The 13,780-nt window shown below is 70.5% G+C and carries 27 protein-coding genes; 6 read left to right on the forward strand and 21 right to left on the reverse strand.

Annotated features, from left to right (window positions below):
* Positions 1–194 precede the first annotated feature (194 nt).
* The 5 genes from ACFYX0_RS08115 to ACFYX0_RS08135 form a co-directional block, all read right to left on the reverse strand.
* Positions 195–1,955: an FtsK/SpoIIIE domain-containing protein gene (locus ACFYX0_RS08115; protein WP_388967776.1), complete on the reverse strand. Its 1,761-nt coding sequence runs from the start codon at positions 1,953–1,955 to the stop codon at positions 195–197.
* Between the two features lie 61 nt (positions 1,956–2,016).
* A complete protein-coding gene (locus tag ACFYX0_RS08120) occupies positions 2,017–2,943 on the reverse strand; it encodes a hypothetical protein (RefSeq protein ID WP_388967778.1) in 927 nt (308 codons plus the stop codon).
* Between the two features lie 15 nt (positions 2,944–2,958).
* Complete coding sequence (locus ACFYX0_RS08125) at positions 2,959–3,201, reverse strand: hypothetical protein (RefSeq protein ID WP_388967781.1); 243 nt, start codon at positions 3,199–3,201, stop codon at positions 2,959–2,961.
* A gap of 82 nt (positions 3,202–3,283) precedes the next feature.
* A complete protein-coding gene (locus tag ACFYX0_RS08130) occupies positions 3,284–3,427 on the reverse strand; it encodes a hypothetical protein (protein WP_388967783.1) in 144 nt (47 codons plus the stop codon).
* Entirely contained in the window at positions 3,427–3,597 is a 171-nt protein-coding gene (locus ACFYX0_RS08135; RefSeq protein WP_388967784.1) for a hypothetical protein, read from the reverse strand. Before ACFYX0_RS08135 ends, ACFYX0_RS08130 begins: the two co-directional genes overlap by 1 nt.
* Before the next feature lie 168 nt (positions 3,598–3,765).
* Here ACFYX0_RS08135 and ACFYX0_RS08140 point away from each other — a divergent pair, with 168 nt between their 5' ends.
* The 4 genes from ACFYX0_RS08140 to ACFYX0_RS08155 all read left to right on the forward strand — a co-directional run bounded on the left by ACFYX0_RS08140 (position 3,766) and on the right by ACFYX0_RS08155 (position 5,071).
* Positions 3,766–4,056: a helix-turn-helix domain-containing protein gene (locus tag ACFYX0_RS08140; RefSeq protein ID WP_388967787.1), complete on the forward strand. Its 291-nt coding sequence runs from the start codon at positions 3,766–3,768 to the stop codon at positions 4,054–4,056.
* A gap of 72 nt (positions 4,057–4,128) precedes the next feature.
* The gene (locus ACFYX0_RS08145; protein ID WP_388967789.1) at positions 4,129–4,335 is read left to right on the forward strand and encodes a hypothetical protein; all 207 of its coding nucleotides are present in this window, start codon (positions 4,129–4,131) and stop codon (positions 4,333–4,335) included.
* A complete protein-coding gene (locus ACFYX0_RS08150; protein WP_388967792.1) occupies positions 4,328–4,756 on the forward strand; it encodes a DUF6221 family protein in 429 nt (142 codons plus the stop codon). The genes ACFYX0_RS08145 and ACFYX0_RS08150 overlap by 8 nt, the downstream gene beginning before the upstream one ends.
* 99 nt (positions 4,757–4,855) lie before the next feature.
* Positions 4,856–5,071, forward strand: coding sequence for a hypothetical protein (locus tag ACFYX0_RS08155; RefSeq protein ID WP_388967794.1), 216 nt, complete (start codon positions 4,856–4,858; stop codon positions 5,069–5,071).
* Here the strand turns inward: ACFYX0_RS08155 and ACFYX0_RS08160 are convergent.
* From ACFYX0_RS08160 to ACFYX0_RS08220, 13 genes are all read right to left on the reverse strand, one after another.
* Positions 5,068–5,259 carry a hypothetical protein gene (locus ACFYX0_RS08160; protein WP_388967796.1) on the reverse strand — a complete coding sequence of 64 codons (192 nt, stop codon included), beginning with the start codon at positions 5,257–5,259 and terminating at the stop codon, positions 5,068–5,070. The genes ACFYX0_RS08155 and ACFYX0_RS08160 overlap by 4 nt on opposite strands.
* Before the next feature lie 391 nt (positions 5,260–5,650).
* Positions 5,651–6,178, reverse strand: coding sequence for a hypothetical protein (locus ACFYX0_RS08165; protein ID WP_388967798.1), 528 nt, complete (start codon positions 6,176–6,178; stop codon positions 5,651–5,653).
* Positions 6,175–6,411 carry a helix-turn-helix domain-containing protein gene (locus ACFYX0_RS08170; protein WP_388967801.1) on the reverse strand — a complete coding sequence of 79 codons (237 nt, stop codon included), beginning with the start codon at positions 6,409–6,411 and terminating at the stop codon, positions 6,175–6,177. Before ACFYX0_RS08170 ends, ACFYX0_RS08165 begins: the two co-directional genes overlap by 4 nt.
* Positions 6,408–6,629: a hypothetical protein gene (locus ACFYX0_RS08175; RefSeq protein ID WP_388967804.1), complete on the reverse strand. Its 222-nt coding sequence runs from the start codon at positions 6,627–6,629 to the stop codon at positions 6,408–6,410. The genes ACFYX0_RS08170 and ACFYX0_RS08175 overlap by 4 nt, the downstream gene beginning before the upstream one ends.
* The gene (locus ACFYX0_RS08180) at positions 6,626–6,808 is read right to left on the reverse strand and encodes a hypothetical protein (protein ID WP_388967806.1); all 183 of its coding nucleotides are present in this window, start codon (positions 6,806–6,808) and stop codon (positions 6,626–6,628) included. The genes ACFYX0_RS08175 and ACFYX0_RS08180 overlap by 4 nt, the downstream gene beginning before the upstream one ends.
* The gene (locus ACFYX0_RS08185; protein ID WP_388967807.1) at positions 6,805–7,059 is read right to left on the reverse strand and encodes a hypothetical protein; all 255 of its coding nucleotides are present in this window, start codon (positions 7,057–7,059) and stop codon (positions 6,805–6,807) included. The genes ACFYX0_RS08180 and ACFYX0_RS08185 overlap by 4 nt, the downstream gene beginning before the upstream one ends.
* Positions 7,056–7,178, reverse strand: coding sequence for a hypothetical protein (locus ACFYX0_RS08190; RefSeq protein WP_388967810.1), 123 nt, complete (start codon positions 7,176–7,178; stop codon positions 7,056–7,058). Before ACFYX0_RS08190 ends, ACFYX0_RS08185 begins: the two co-directional genes overlap by 4 nt.
* Complete coding sequence (locus ACFYX0_RS08195; RefSeq protein ID WP_388967813.1) at positions 7,175–7,435, reverse strand: hypothetical protein; 261 nt, start codon at positions 7,433–7,435, stop codon at positions 7,175–7,177. Before ACFYX0_RS08195 ends, ACFYX0_RS08190 begins: the two co-directional genes overlap by 4 nt.
* Positions 7,432–7,572 (reverse strand): hypothetical protein, encoded by a 141-nt coding sequence (locus ACFYX0_RS08200; RefSeq protein WP_388967816.1) that lies wholly within the window; start codon positions 7,570–7,572, stop codon positions 7,432–7,434. Before ACFYX0_RS08200 ends, ACFYX0_RS08195 begins: the two co-directional genes overlap by 4 nt.
* Positions 7,569–8,729, reverse strand: coding sequence for a hypothetical protein (locus ACFYX0_RS08205; RefSeq protein WP_388967817.1), 1,161 nt, complete (start codon positions 8,727–8,729; stop codon positions 7,569–7,571). Before ACFYX0_RS08205 ends, ACFYX0_RS08200 begins: the two co-directional genes overlap by 4 nt.
* A 77-nt stretch (positions 8,730–8,806) precedes the next feature.
* Entirely contained in the window at positions 8,807–9,553 is a 747-nt protein-coding gene (locus ACFYX0_RS08210) for a WhiB family transcriptional regulator (protein ID WP_388967820.1), read from the reverse strand.
* Positions 9,550–10,077, reverse strand: coding sequence for a hypothetical protein (locus ACFYX0_RS08215; protein WP_388967822.1), 528 nt, complete (start codon positions 10,075–10,077; stop codon positions 9,550–9,552). Before ACFYX0_RS08215 ends, ACFYX0_RS08210 begins: the two co-directional genes overlap by 4 nt.
* A gap of 63 nt (positions 10,078–10,140) precedes the next feature.
* Positions 10,141–10,506 carry a hypothetical protein gene (locus ACFYX0_RS08220; RefSeq protein WP_388967825.1) on the reverse strand — a complete coding sequence of 122 codons (366 nt, stop codon included), beginning with the start codon at positions 10,504–10,506 and terminating at the stop codon, positions 10,141–10,143.
* A gap of 156 nt (positions 10,507–10,662) precedes the next feature.
* Between ACFYX0_RS08220 and ACFYX0_RS08225 the strand changes: the two genes are divergently transcribed.
* Complete coding sequence (locus ACFYX0_RS08225) at positions 10,663–10,800, forward strand: hypothetical protein (RefSeq protein ID WP_388967828.1); 138 nt, start codon at positions 10,663–10,665, stop codon at positions 10,798–10,800.
* A 384-nt stretch (positions 10,801–11,184) separates the two neighbouring features.
* Here ACFYX0_RS08225 and ACFYX0_RS08230 read toward each other — a convergent pair whose 3' ends face one another.
* A complete protein-coding gene (locus ACFYX0_RS08230) occupies positions 11,185–12,681 on the reverse strand; it encodes a DnaB-like helicase N-terminal domain-containing protein (protein WP_388967830.1) in 1,497 nt (498 codons plus the stop codon).
* Between the two features lie 185 nt (positions 12,682–12,866).
* Here ACFYX0_RS08230 and ACFYX0_RS08235 point away from each other — a divergent pair, with 185 nt between their 5' ends.
* Positions 12,867–13,091: a hypothetical protein gene (locus ACFYX0_RS08235; protein WP_388967832.1), complete on the forward strand. Its 225-nt coding sequence runs from the start codon at positions 12,867–12,869 to the stop codon at positions 13,089–13,091.
* A gap of 5 nt (positions 13,092–13,096) precedes the next feature.
* On the opposite strand, the gene ACFYX0_RS08240 is transcribed toward ACFYX0_RS08235, so the two are convergent.
* Both ACFYX0_RS08240 and ACFYX0_RS08245 read right to left on the reverse strand, forming a co-directional pair.
* The gene (locus tag ACFYX0_RS08240) at positions 13,097–13,435 is read right to left on the reverse strand and encodes a hypothetical protein (RefSeq protein ID WP_388967834.1); all 339 of its coding nucleotides are present in this window, start codon (positions 13,433–13,435) and stop codon (positions 13,097–13,099) included.
* Positions 13,435–13,755 (reverse strand): hypothetical protein, encoded by a 321-nt coding sequence (locus tag ACFYX0_RS08245; protein ID WP_388967837.1) that lies wholly within the window; start codon positions 13,753–13,755, stop codon positions 13,435–13,437. The genes ACFYX0_RS08240 and ACFYX0_RS08245 overlap by 1 nt, the downstream gene beginning before the upstream one ends.
* Positions 13,756–13,780: the final 25 nt, after the last annotated feature.

The following is a 13,780-nucleotide window of genomic DNA, read 5'->3' on the forward strand; positions in this document are numbered from 1 at the left end:
AACGTGTCGCCGCATGATGGCGCCGCGTGCGCACCGCGTGAAGGCAGTGTGCCCGAACCGTGACACGACACCGCCCGCCCGGGTCGGAAACAGGGGCGAACAACAAAGGGCCGGCCGCCGTGGATCCGCCCTCACACACCTCTGCGTCCGACCCCATACCCGACCCCACTGAACCGGGCCCTGACCTGCACCTTTTACGGCCGGGCTATGGCCTGCGCCTCCCACACCCCGACCGGCACGAGCCGCCACGTCTGCGTGTCGTCGCAGCGCTCCACCATCGGGCGCAGCGCCCGGGCCGCGTCCAGAACCTGCTTCTCCTCCAGGCCGGTCGCCTGCTCAAGCTCACGCCGCGTCATGTTGCCGTACTTGGCCAGCGCAGCGCGCACCTTGTCCTGGTTCTTCCTGCCGGGCGCGGGCAGGATCAGCCGCTTCCCGACCGGGGCGCGCACCGTGGTCGCACCGATCCGCGCGACCTCGGCACGGAACTCATCCCCCGTCAGCCACATGCCCTTGTACGGCGTCGGCACCTGGTGGACGGGCGACTGCAGGAGGAACTTGCCCGGCTGGTCCAGCTTCCCGGGCTCCCAGCCAGGGGTGTTCCCGAAGATGAACCGGCGGTGGTCCGCGTCGTTCATGCGGGTGGACAGCCGGTTCGCGTAATTCCCGCGGGCGTCCGTCGTCCCCCCGAACACCTTCCGCGAGGGCTGCTGCGTCGCGGACAGGAAGTGCATCCCGGCGAACCGCATCAGCGCGAGGAGGGACTCCTGCTTCTTCGACGCCGGCTGCTTCTTCCACGGGCCGTCGTCGCCCTGCCTGACCAGCTCGGCGAGCTCGTCCTCGATGACCCAGATCGCGGGCCTACCGTGCTTTTCGGGGTCCCATTCCTGGTCACCGGCCTGGGCGAGGATCTCGCCGCGCTCGCCGAGCTCGTCCTTCAGCCAGTCGAGGAGGGCGTGGGCCTGTTCGGGGGTGGTGGCGACGTCTTGCAGGATCGGCGCCATGGGGGTGAGTTCGGGCGCGCCGGGCTTGAGGTCCATGCCGTACAGGACCGTGTCCGGGCGGTCCGCGAGCTGGACCGCGATGGACCGAACCAGGGTGGACTTCCCGAACTTCGACGAACCAGCGACCAGGGTGTGGTTGTAGGCCAAGTCCAGCCAGACCGGGTTCAGGAACCGGTCCACGCCGAGGAGAACCGGGTCGGTGAACCGGGCGCCGGTGGTCCGCTCGTAGGGGATGACCGCGGTGAGCGGGTCACCGTCGATGAACTTCGCCACGAGCTGGTTCGTGAGCGCACCATCTTCCAGCATGAACTCCCCGGCCACGCCCATGCCGGAGGCGACCTTGTCCCATGCGGTTCGGAGCTTGGCCCGGTCCAGGTTCACGGGCAGGTCCAGTACGGCGGTCCATCCGGTCCGGGTCCGTTCCACGGTGCAGCCCGGCAGTTCCGCCGTGAACAGTTCGTGGACCACGGTCCGCAGCCGGGTTTCTTCCGGGGTCCGGCCGGTGAGGTTCGGTCCGGCCTGGACCGGTTCGGGGATGGTCTTCTGGACCAGCTGGTGCTGGGCCATCTGTAGACGGACCAGTCCGGTCTGAAGCCGGACCTCTTCCATGGACAGCTTCACGTGGTCGTGCCGCGTGTGGTGCCGGTACGCGCCACGGGCCGCGCCTGCGATGAGTACGGCGACGAGCCACGAGTAGAACGCGGGCCCGGTGCTCGCGGCCCCGGTGATGGCGGCCTGGGTGAACGCCGCGGCGGCAGCGCCCGCACCCCACGACAGGGCCGGGGACCACTTCTTTCCGAAGCTGACCAGGCTCAGCTTGCCGGCGGCTATGGCGGCAATGAACTCAACAGTGACGGCGTGGCTGCCGTACTGCAGGTCGGCGATGAGGGCGGCGCCGGAGACGAGGCTGGGCAGGGCTACGGCGGCGGCAACGTCGGCGGGGCGGATCTTCACGGCGAGCGCTCCGGAGAGACGACGGCCCCCGCGATGGTGGCGGGGGCCGGACGGCGGGTGGTCAGTTGTACTGGTTGACGACGCTGGTCGCCTTCGTCAGTCGCCGGTACGCGGTCGACTCGGGCACGCCGAGAAGTTCGGCAGCGCGGCTCTTGGTGATGTGTTCGCCCTTGCGGAGCAGGCTGACGAGGAGGTCCACCTGGTCCTCGGGCTGAACCGGGCGGCTCACAGCGGCCTGGACGGCTTGGACCGCGATCGGTTCGGGCTCGGCCTCGACCTGGTTCACGGGCTGGTCAGGGGCCTGAACCGGCGTGGGCTGCGTGGGGTTCGCGATCTGGTCCACGGTCGGTTCGGGCTCACCGCGGCGGGCCTCAAGGGCGAGACGCAGTCGCGCGGTCCGGTCACCGGTGCGCATGCGGTCCCACTCGCCGAGGGCGAGGGCCTGCTCGGTGCCGGTCTGCTGCTGCAGCGCGCGGAGGTATGCCTCGTACTTGGGGTCGAGTTTGATGCGGATGGTGTGCATGCCGATGGCCCAGACGCCCTTGGCTGCGGCGGAGACGAGCGCGCCGACGATGCCGACGAGGACGGCGTCGGAGCGGACGCCGTGGATGATGATCGCGGCCATCGACACGGCGAGCATGGCCAGCCCAGCGGCGGCCGGTACGCGGGCGCGGGTGGAGTCGTGGCGGAGGATCCACTCGGCGATGAGGCAGGCGGCCCATCCGGCGTCGAACACTCCGGCGACGAGGTAGGCGGCCCAGGCGGGAGCAAGCATGGCGAGCATGCCGCCGATGGCGACGGTGCCCCACACGATCGCGCCCATGGTCATGGCCACGGCGAAGGTGAACAGGACGCGGCGCAGCGCGGCGTCGAGGTTGAACGGGAGCCGCGGCATGGGGGTGGTGTCGGGGACGTCGTAGGCGACGTCGACGCCGTGGATGGTTTCGGTGATGGTGCGGGTGGGAGGGCGGCGGAAGAGGCTGGGCATGGCAGTGGGCTCCGGTCAGGTATGGGGGCGGGCGGGTCGGCGGGTGCGCAGCTGGTAGGCCAGCCAGATGAGTCCGGCGGCGAGGATGGCGGGGCCGGGCTGCTGGCGGGCGGCGGTGGCGATGCCGTTGAGGACGGCGAGGACGAGGCCGGCGCCGAGTTGGGTGAGGTGGTCGATGGTGGTGGGGTGCATGGCGGCGAGGGTGATCAGGGCGGCGATGAGCAGGTTGCGGAGCAGGTGGTCGGGGCGGTGTCGCATGGGGTGCTCCTAGTGGTGGCGGTGGGCGGGGCTGGCCGGTTCTCCTTGGCGCCCGGTGGGGGCGGGCGCCGCGGGCAGCCGGTCAGCTCTGCTGCTCGTCGCTGGAAGCGTCGGCGTGGGCTTGCATCAGCTCGGCCTCGACGTCGGTGGCCTCGCCGCGTTCGATCCGCGCGTAAACGGCTTCGCTGGCGAGGAAGACGCGGTCCTCGAAGTTCGGCTCGGCCATCAGCGCTGCCTCGCTTCCTGCGCGGCGAGGGTCTGGCGGACGTCGGCGCCGGCCAGGTAGTCGGCGCGGCAGGTGTCGACGGTGGCGGGCTCGGCGAGGATCCGGCTCGGTTGCAGAGCGGGGGACGCGGGGGTGGGCTGGGCTTGGGGTTGGTCGGTACGCTCGGGCACGGACCTGCTCCTTTGATCGCTTCGGGGTGGGTCCGCCCCCGGCCATATGGAGCGGCAACTCCGGCCGGGGGCTTACTTGTTGGGCGAACAGCGGTGGGCTGCTCACTGCCGAGCGTACGGGATATCCCGTACACTGGCAACGCAGCCTGCCCGAAGAAGGGACAGGGCATGGAAGAGGAGGTGCAGCGCGTGCTCGACGCCCTCGCAGGTCTCTCCGAGATCGACGATCCGAAGACGCGCGCGCTCGCTGTCGCGAGGGTGCTCAAGGAGTGGCCCGAGCACAGCAAGGCGCTGCGGGAAGTCCGGCGGCAAGCCGTGATGGAGCTGCTCGCGCCAGACGATGCCTCCGTCCGCAAGGTCGCGAAGGAACTAGGCGTGTCGCCGACGACGGTCCAGGACATCGTGGGCGGCCACTCGCGGTCAGGGAGAGACCGCGTGAAGAAGACCGCCGAGGAATGAGAGAAGGCGCGGCGAACCCGCCGCAGCAGGGCAAGCGCACAGACCTCCCCACCCGAAGACGAAGGAGCGACCATGTGGTCGACGGATGAAGCGCCAGTGCACGGACCTCGCCTTACCCCCGAAGAGCAAGACCGCCTGCAGGGGATGATCGAGCAGGCAGCGGTGCGCGCGGCCCTGACCGTGGGCCTGCCGGATGAAGCATCCCGGACGATCGGGACCGCGTCGCTGGAGGGTGTGCGCGGGGTGATCGAGATGTGGAGGCAGGCGTCGGATGGATGAGCTGGTGCGGTGGCTCGACGAGCAGCTCGCCGAGGACGAGCGGATCGCGCAGGCGGCGCCTCTCGGCCCGTGGTCGATGGACGGCGCGGGCAGCATCGTTGACGCCGACGGCGAGCGGGTGGTGCCCTCAGTCGGCGGGACGCTGAACGGGCGGGTGTCGCGGTGGCCCGAGGGTCCAGCGGCCGCTCAAATCCTGGGGCATGATCCGGCTCGGGTGCTGCGCGAGATCGACGCCAAGCGGCGGATACTCGCCCTGCACGTCAAGGACAAGTACTACGACGGTTGTGTGATCTGCGACAACGGCAACAACTCCTGCGGCTGCATGAGCGGCTGGCACTGGAAGTATCCGTGCGACACGCTCAAGCTGCTCGCGCTGCCCTACGCGGACGGGGCCGGTTACCGCGAGGAGTGGCGGCCGTAGCCGCACGAGCAGAAGCCCCGGCCGAGGAATGGCCGGGGCTTCGTCGCGTCTGGCTCATCCCAGCGTGCGGCACGCCCACGCCTGGGTGAGGCTGGGCTTGTGGTCACAGCGCGCGTTGTCGTCTACCCGCCGTCCGAGACTGGCGGCCGGCGGGTGCGCGTGGATGGCCGGAACATCGGGACCGCGTACAGCCTGCACGATCTGACCGTGTTCCTGGAGCGCGCCGGCCTGGAGGGCTGGGACGAGCTGGACGTCGTCGCCGCGGTGGGGCTGATCGAGTGGCGTGGCGGCGGCCCGGACGTGTGGGGGACCTAGTCGTCGGTGACAGCGCGGAGGTTGCGCGGCTCCTCCTCACGCTCCCGGCGCCACTTGTCGAAGCGGGCGATGAGTTGCTCGTCGGTCATGGCGTCGGTCTCTTCGTCGCGTTTGAGGGCGAAGATGATCCGCTGGTCCTCGTTGGGCCAGTATTCGACGGCGCGGTATTCGTCGTTGCTGGTGGACACGTGGCCTCCCTGCGTTGCGTGGGGTTCAGGGTGCGTGAGTGTCTGTTTCAGGTCAATGGGGCCGACATCTTTCGTTCTGGCCGCTGCGGGCGTACGGTCGGTGCATCCCGAGAGGGGCGCCCTTCGAGGCACGCGGCCCGCCGTTTCTCCACCAACGGCGGGTCGCAGTCTGTCTGGACGCTTGAGCGCCCCACTCGGGACGGTGAGTGGGGCGCTCGTGTCTCCGGGGGCCTCTCACCCCGCTGCGGCGTTGGTCCCGATGGGCGCGGCATGTGGTGCGGGAGGGTCCAGTTCCCTGGTCCCGGCCTGGTCCCGGCAGACGGTGCGGCGGGTTACCTCGTGAGGGCGAGCCGTGCCGCGGTCGGCCCGCACCAGCAGGATGCCACCGCCGTCAAGCCGGGCGGAGTTCCCCGCCGGTGGGTGCGCTGCGGGTTGGCCTCCATTCGGTGCCGTTCGCGTCGCGGTGGAACACCTCGCGGTGGCCAACCGGGCGGAGGCAGGGGCCGAGGGGGCGGCCGAACCCGCCGTCGATGACGTGGCCGCAGGTGTCGGCCTCGGTCGCTTGGGTCGCTGCCGGGCCCGGCGCGAACTGGTTGAGCGCAGCGGTCCAACGGGCGTAATCCTCTGCCGCAACGGGCTGCTCGGTCACCTCACGGACGAGGACTTCGCGGAGCGTGGCAGCGAGCTGGTCGGCGCGCTGCTTCTGCTGTTCCCAGTCGGCGAGGGTGGGTGCGGCGTCTCCTCGGCCACAGTCGGGGCAGTAGCCGCGGGCCACGGCACGGAGCGCGGCGAGTTCTTCCTCAGCGCGCGGTAGCTGCTCCGCGTACAGGGTGAGCGAGGCGGCTTGCACCTCAAGCTGGTCGTACAGCTGGTCGAGTTGGTCGCTGGTGAGGTCGTCCAGCGGGATCCGGTCGGTCATGTCGTGTTCCTGGGGTCGTCGGGTCGAATGTCGATCACGAGGCTCATTCCGCATAGGCCGAGCAGCCCTTCGGCCCAGGTGAGTGTGAGCGTGGCGCGGCCGGTGAGCATCTGGCTCAGGTGCTTGGTGCTGAGGCCGAGTTGGCGGGCGGCTTCGGCCTGGCTGAGGTGGGCCGCGCCGAGGGCGTGGCGGACGTGGGTCCGGAGCTGCTCCTCGGCGGGGACGTCGGTCACTTCTTCCTCCGTGCTGCGCGCGCGATGGCGCGCCGGGTCTCGCGGTTCGGCTTGGCCGGGGCGGTGGGCCCGTCGCTGCTCCACAGGGTGAGCTTGGCGGGGCCGCCCCATGGGCCGTCGGGGACGACGACTTCACCGGTGGTGGTGATGGTGGTGTTCCAGGTGACGCCCGGGGCGGGCGTGTGCTCGCCCCGGGGCGTGGACGACGGGCCGGTCATCGGGCCGGCTCCTCGTCTGCGGGTTCGGTGGTGCCGGTGGTCTGCCAGCCGGTGACGCCGTTCATGGCTCCGAGGGCGTCGCCGAAGCGGATGCGGGCGTTGGCGATGACGTCGCGGGCTTGGATCTGGTCGGGGTTGTAGGTGATGTGGACGGTGATGGTGGCGTGCTGGAGGCTCATCGCTCACCGCCGTCCGGGTCGGCGGCCGCGGCCTCGTCCCGCTCCTGGTCGACGGCCGCGCGGACGATGCAATCCTTCGCCTCCAGCAGCTTCCGCAGCCCGGCCGTCAGCTCGGGCCCATCCGGGAGGTAGCCGACGACGCTGTGCGCCAGCTCGGAGAACGGCGCGCTGAACGCCTGGAGCCGCTCAGGCAGGTGGCTGTACTCGAAGTAGCGGAGCAGGTGGGTGGTGCTGGGGTGTCGGTTGGTCATCGGGGGCTCCTTCGGATGAGGCGGTTGTGGAGGGCGCGTCCGGCCCGGCCGAGGCCGAGCAGGAGCGCGCTGATGAATGGGGCGCAGATGATGCCGACCGCGATGTAGCGGGCGATCACGCTGCTTCCTCGTAGTCGAGTGGTTGTGTGTGGACCCAGGGGGCTGTGCGGGTGCGTCGGGCGATGATCCGAGCCCGGGCGCGCCCACGAGCCCAGGACGGCCGCGTCACACGGCGTCGTACGGCTCTTGCGGCGGGGGCGACGAGCATCGATGCCGCGCACAGCACGATGGCGAGCAGTCCGGCGAGGATCTGCACCCAGGCGGCCGCGGCGTGGATGATGGCGAGCCATGCGGTCGCGGCGTCGTGGATGATCAAGGCCTCTCCCGGTTGCGGTAGTTGCGGATGGCGGTCGCGAGGGCGGTGATGCCGGCGGCGGCGAAGCAGAGCCAGCCGAGGGTCCAGCAGGCGAGGCTGACGATGACGATCAGCCCGGGCACGGTCGGGGCGGTCACGGCTGGGGCTCCTCGGTGGGCGGCTGGAAGCGGCCGCAGACGCAGAGGGGGACAGTGCATCCGACGTCGTTGCGGTGCCAGTTGAGGGTGTGTTGGCAGGTGTCGCACCGGGTGGCCAGGAGCACGGCTGTGGGCGAGGGCCGCGTGTCCTCGCCGTCGGCTGCCGCGGGCTGCTGCTCGTCTTCGGGGTGTTCAGCGAGGTACCGCCGCTTGGCTGCTGCGATCACTTCGGCGAGCGCGGCCCGGCTCTCTTCGCTCATCTCGGCTGCGCCACGGACGCGGATGATCTCGCCGTCGATCTCGACCGGGCGACACGTGTCCTCTGCCGCGGGCTGCTGCGCCACAGGGGCGGGCGGGGCGTGCGCAGGTGCAGGCTTCGGGTTGCCGAGCCCCAACTCCCGCTCGGGCCCGCACGCGTCGAACAGCATGGACACCTCACGCCAGCTCGGGTGGGTGTTGCCCGGGTACGCCGCGCCCTGCGGTCGCATCTTCCGCAGACGGGCCGCGTACAGGTCGGCGACGAACTCGGTGCTGCGGATAGCGGCAAGGTCCGTGAACGCCTGCTCCAGCACGGGCAGCGTCTCCGCGGTGATGTCTTCGGCGTCGGCGCCACCCCAGGCGAAGACGTCGCTGACGTTGGCCGCGAACTCGGGTTGCCCGTCGACGATGCGCCAGAGGAGGTCGCCGTGCGAGTCGGCCTTGGCGAAGATCTCCAGCACCCGGGTGGCGAACGGCGCTCCGGTGTCGGGCTGCTGCTGCGCCCCGGCTCCGTGCGCGTCCGGCGGCCCGGTGACGATCTGCACGGGGACACCGGCGGCCATCATCCGGTCGATGTCCGGCTCGGTGAGGTCGGTGTCGTCCGGCTCCTGCTGCTGCGCCTCGGCGGCGCGGGCCACTGCGGCAGCGACGGCGGCGATGTTCCGCGGGTCGTCAGTGACGAGGCTCGTGCCCTCGGTACGGCAGTGCTCCCACACCGCGGCGGCGATGACCTCCATCAGCGGGTCACCGCCCACCCAGGCCGCGGCGTCGACGTACGGCTTGATAGCGGCCTGCAGCGCGAGGCGGGCCTTGAAGTCGGCGACGGCCTTGCGGTCGCCGTCGGTGAGTCGGACGTTCGGGTTGTTCCCGCAGCGGGGTCCGACGGGCTGTTCGGTCATGGTGTGGCTCCAGGTGTGTGGGATGGTTCGGGGTGACCGGCCGTCCCGCGCGCCCTGCGGGACGGCCGGTTCGCAGCTCATGCGGTCTGCGTCTGGGTGGCGGCGCGCCACTTCTCGGCCACCGCGTTCGGCACCCGCCCGTTGACCGGGCACTCCACGCCGTTCTCCAGCGCCCACGCCCGCACGACACGGGTGTCGAAGTCGAGCTTCTTCCGCGGTCCGCCCTTCGCCCGCGCCTTCGCCGGCTTCAGCTCGGCCTCACGCGCCCGGAGTTCAGCCAGGCGCTTCTCCAGCTGCTCCGCCTCGGTCGTGATGGCGGTGAGTTCCTGATCGGCGGCGTACCGCTTGCGGAGGCCGAGGAGCGCGGCGCGGGCGCGGGCGGCCTGGTCCTGCACCTGCGGGTCGGGGTGGTCGTCGCCCCACTTGAGGAGCTTGCCGGTGGGGATGGCCTCGGTGGGCGCAGTGCCCGGGCTGCTGGTGGTGGTCATGGGCTGGTCTGTCCTTTCGGGCTGCGGGTCGGAGTCGGAATCCGGGAGGCGGTCGAAGACCTCGCGGAGCGCGGCGAGCGCTGCTGTTCTCGGTGTGGGCAGGGCGGGGATGCTGTTGCGCTGTTGGGCGGTGAGTCCGCCCCACATGCCGTAGCGGTGGTAGGACGGCTCGGTCTTCAGGGCGTCGTAGAGGCACTCGGCGCGGACGGGGCAGCGGCCGCAGATCTGTTTCGCGGTGGTGGACTGGCCGTTCGAGGTGAACCAGATCGCGGTGTCGTGGCCGGCGCAGGCTGCCCGGTCGCGCCATTCCGCACCGGCTGCGGCTGGTCTGTTCACCGGCAGATGGCGCACGCGTGGAAAGCGTCCGTCGACTCGTGGCAGGCGTCGACGCAGCGGCGGCAGAACGGGGTGTCGCCGTGTCGGGCGTGGCCGTCGAAGCGGGGGTCGGCGGGGTCGAAGGGCTGGCGGCACTTCCCGCACGACTCGGCCGGCTGCTGCGCCTCGGGCTCGGCCTGCTGCGGGTGCCAGTGCGAGACGGCCGTGCCGCCAGGGATGCGCGCCGCAGTCGCGCACTGGCCGGGGTTCGCAGCGAGCCAAGCGGGTGAGCACTCGGTCCAGCCCGCAGCACGGAGGGTCTCGGCATGGGGACCGGCCAGCTCGGCGCGGAGGCGGCGGACTTCGGCGACGAGCGTCTCCTCACCCGGAGCCCATCCGGCGGCGCTCAGGGCTCCGGCCAGGTGCTCGGCGAGGTACTGCCGGTTCCGCGCGTGCTGGAGCGTCCCCCAGCAGGCGACCGCGTTGAACGCGGCGATTGCGTCGTAGATGGCGGTGGTGAGTTCGGTCTTCGAGTCGGTGCTCACGGTGCTGCTCCTTGGTGGCGTTGCTGACCGACTGGTCAGTTGGGCGGTTGTGTGTTGGGCGGCTCAGGCGGTGGGCTGCTGGTTGCGGGTGGGCCACCAGGCGTCGTGCTTCTCCTGCCGGCAGAGCGCGCAGAGGGCGCCGTGCCACGTCGGGGAGCCGCATTCGCCGCACTCGGTGCTGGGGCGGTTCGGGGGGTTGCCGCCCTGCATGACGGACACGCACACGGTGCAGAGGCCGTCGGGGAGTTCGGCGTCGGGTCGGGTCTCGGTGAGCTGCTCTTCGGGGACGACGGCGAGGGCTTCGCAGGCGGTGGGGGCGAGGACGCCGGGTTCGGGGGCGGTGAAGAAGATCAGGGTGGTGAAGATGTGGCGGCTGGTGGGGTCGGCGTCGGCGTAGGGGCTGTGGGGGTTGGGGGTGAGGGTGGTCATGGCGGGTTCCTTTCAGGCGGCGTCGTGGGGTGCGTGGCTGGTGGGTGGGTGGCTTCCGGTGGCGGGGTCGCAGCCGGTGTGGGTCAGCGCTCGGGTCTGATGAGTTGGATGACCTCGTGCCGGCGTTGGCAGAGGCCGCCGCATCCGCTGTTGTCGATGACGGCCTTCATCTCGTGGGCGTCGTCGGCGGTGGTGCAGAGCTGGATGGTGGTGTCGCGTCCGCAGCGGGCGATGGAGGCGAAGGGGCCGTTGCCGTGGATCCAGGTGGCTCGGGGCCAGATGCATTTGGCGTAGGCGGTCCAGGTGCGGTGGGTGCGGGTGCAGTTGTGGCGGCGGTAGGTCTTGATGGGGGTGGCTCCTGGGGCGGGTGTGGGGTTTGCGCGGGGTCGGACCCCCTCCTCTCTCTTTAGAGAGAGGGGGTCCGTGAGAAAGCTGCGTGAGTTTCGCGTGAGTTTTTGACCTGCGGAAACGTCGAAACCGTGACCCGCGTGAGTTTCCGCGTGAGTATTTGCCGTGAGTTTGTACTCTCCGTGACCGTGAACCGCGTGAGTTTCCGCGTGAGTTTCTGACCTGCGCAGATGCCGGTTACCGTGAGCAGCGTGAGTTTCCGCGTGAGTTTCTTTGCAGCGTTCGCGTGAGCATCGTGAGCATTCGCGTGAGTTAATTCGTGACATGGTGTCAGCCCGCCTCGGGAAGCTCGCCGGTCGACGAGAACGCCGCCACGTACCCGGCCTGACTCCCGCGCCCGCCACCGTTCGCGATCTTGTGCGCGAGGCCCTTCTCCACCATCTGGTCCAGCCGCCTGCGGGCCTTCTCGACCTCCGACGCGGACGGCTTGCCCTTGTCCGGGGAGTAGATCTGGCACGCGAGCTGCTGGGCCGTCAGCGGCGTCTTGGCGTGCGCGAGGATGTCGAGGACGTCGACCTCGTGCCAGATCTCCGTGACGCCGACGGGGTGGTCGTGCTTGAGGCGCCACGGGCCGCACTCGGCGGCAGGCTGCTTGAGGTGCTTGAAGGACACGATCGGGTCGCCCGCGGCGCCCCACAGGGACACGACCGACCCGGCACCCGAGGTGATCCACACGGAGCCGTACAGCTCGTCCAGCGACGTCGGCTCGCGGCCGGAGTCCTTCCCGCCGCCCTGCTTGCGGTGGTGGTGCAGGGCGAGGACCTCGATGCCCTCGACGAGGGTGCGCTGGATCGCGGAGTTGATGGCCTGGCCGCCTTCCTCGGAGGCGAGTTCGCCGGCCATGTCCTTCAGCGAGTCGAGGCACACGATGTCGGCGCCTGCCTGTTTGGCGAGGCGGAGCAGGACGCCGGGGTCCTTGATGAAGTCCTTGGGCGGGGGGCCGGGCCAGAACACGAGGTGCTGGTTGAGGAGGTCGCGGTGCTCGTCGGTGACCATGCGGGCCATGGAGCGGGCGGCCTGCTGGGGTCGGTCGGAGGCGAGGTAGAGGACGCGTTTGGCGGGGCGGACGGCCATGCCGAGGGCGTGGGGGCGGACGCCGATCGCGGCGAGGAGGACCTGTTGGCCGACGGTAGTTTTCCCGACGCCAGGCGGCCCGGCGATGATCAGGGCTTCGCCTTCGGCCCACAGCACCTGGTCGCCCTCGCCCCAGATGGCGGGGACGGTGTCGGGCCGGTCGAGGATGAACGATCCGCCGGGGACGAAGCGGGAGGTGCCCGTGCCGCGCGAGGTGCGCTCCTGCACGTAGCCGGTGATCTGCTCTTCGAGTTCGTCGACTGCGCCGCCGTTGAGGACGCCGGAGCGCAGTCGGACGGCGAGGTCGTCGATGCGGCGCAGCCGGGTCTTGGCGTGGATGAGGTCGGCGTAGTAGGCGGCGTCGCCGGGGCCGGCTTCGCCGGAGATCTCCCAGATGATGGTGCCGTTGTTGAAGAGGCGGAGCTGTCCGAGGGCGTCGACGGCGGCGCGGAGGCTGATCGGGTCGGTGGGCTTGCCGTCGGCGAGCTGGTGGCCGATGACGTCCCAGAGGAGCCGGTGTGCGGGCTCGGTGAAGTCTTCGCTGGTGACGATCTCCGCGGCGTCGAGGTACTCCTCGGGGTGGTGAATGCATCTGGCGATCACTGCGCGTTCCGCGGCGGGGTCTCCCGGAGGCTTCCGGTTGAGGCCGTCGTCGTCCGCCGTGTCGCGCGGGAAGGGGCGGACGTTCGTCACGGGCTGTCTCCTGTCGCTGGTCAAGACTTGATCGTGTTGCGGAAGTGCAGGTCAGGGCATGGGTGTTGACCTCCGGGTCAGGGCGGCTTGCCGCACATCCATGATGCCACATTGATGTGGCCTATGTGATGTTGCTTGGGGGGTTCCGCTTCCGTGTGGCCACATCGATGTGCGAACATGCAGCCATGCCCGCCACCGAAGAGACCGTCGCCACGCTGCGGAAGGCAGTGCGCGCCAAGAACGCTGCCGAGAAACGCGCAGATGACGCGCGAGCCGCCCTGGCGCTCGCCATGGCTGAGGCGATACGGGGCGGCATGCGGCAAAGCGAGGTCGTGGCGATGACCGGGTACACGCGCGAGCACGTGCGGCGCCTCGTCCGCGAGGTCGAGGAGCAGCAGGCGCAGTCCTGACGCCTTCACCACATCGCTCCTTCCGGCCGGCGCCCATGCGCCGCGATCTCGGGCGGACATTCGTGCTCGATGACGTGCGCCCACGTGCACGCCGGGTTGTGGAAGACCGGCAGTACTTCCACCAGCCGCGTCCCGGACCACTTGCTTTCGCGTAGGCACCAGGCCAGCCGGTTCGGGCTGGCCAACTTCGCTGCCTCGTCGGGCGTGTAGCGCTGCTCGTCGACGGTGACCGTCCACGGCAGCCCGTCCTTCTGGCGGAGGACGGGCTGGCCGCAGCGCTCACAGGTACGGGGCCCGGCCGCGGAGCGGCGGGAGTCAGCGCCTCCCCACGGCCGGGCGCTCATCAGGCGACCTCGTCGTCCTGCTGGAAGAGGGTTCCGCCGGAGGTGCGCCGGTCGTACATCTCCCGCTGCACGCCGCGCAGCCGGCCGCGGGTGACCTCGTCGGCAGCCACCTCGATGCTCGTGACGCGGACCTTGACCGTCGGCTGCTTGTCCTCGTCCGGGCCGGGCTCGGTGCGCTCGACGTGGGCCAGCTCGACGACGGCCATCCACCGGCCGCGGCGCTGCTTGAACATTTCCTCGGCGAGGGGTTCCAGGGCTTCGGCGACGTCGGTGAGCACCTTGCTGTCGAACTTGACGTCGGCGTCGATGGGTTGGGTCACGGTGTGCCTTTCTCGGTTGGTGGTG

It is taken from the genome of Streptomyces sp. NPDC002573, from assembly GCF_042889625.1.
Taxonomy (GTDB): Bacteria; Actinomycetota; Actinomycetes; order Streptomycetales; family Streptomycetaceae; genus Streptomyces; species Streptomyces gibsoniae.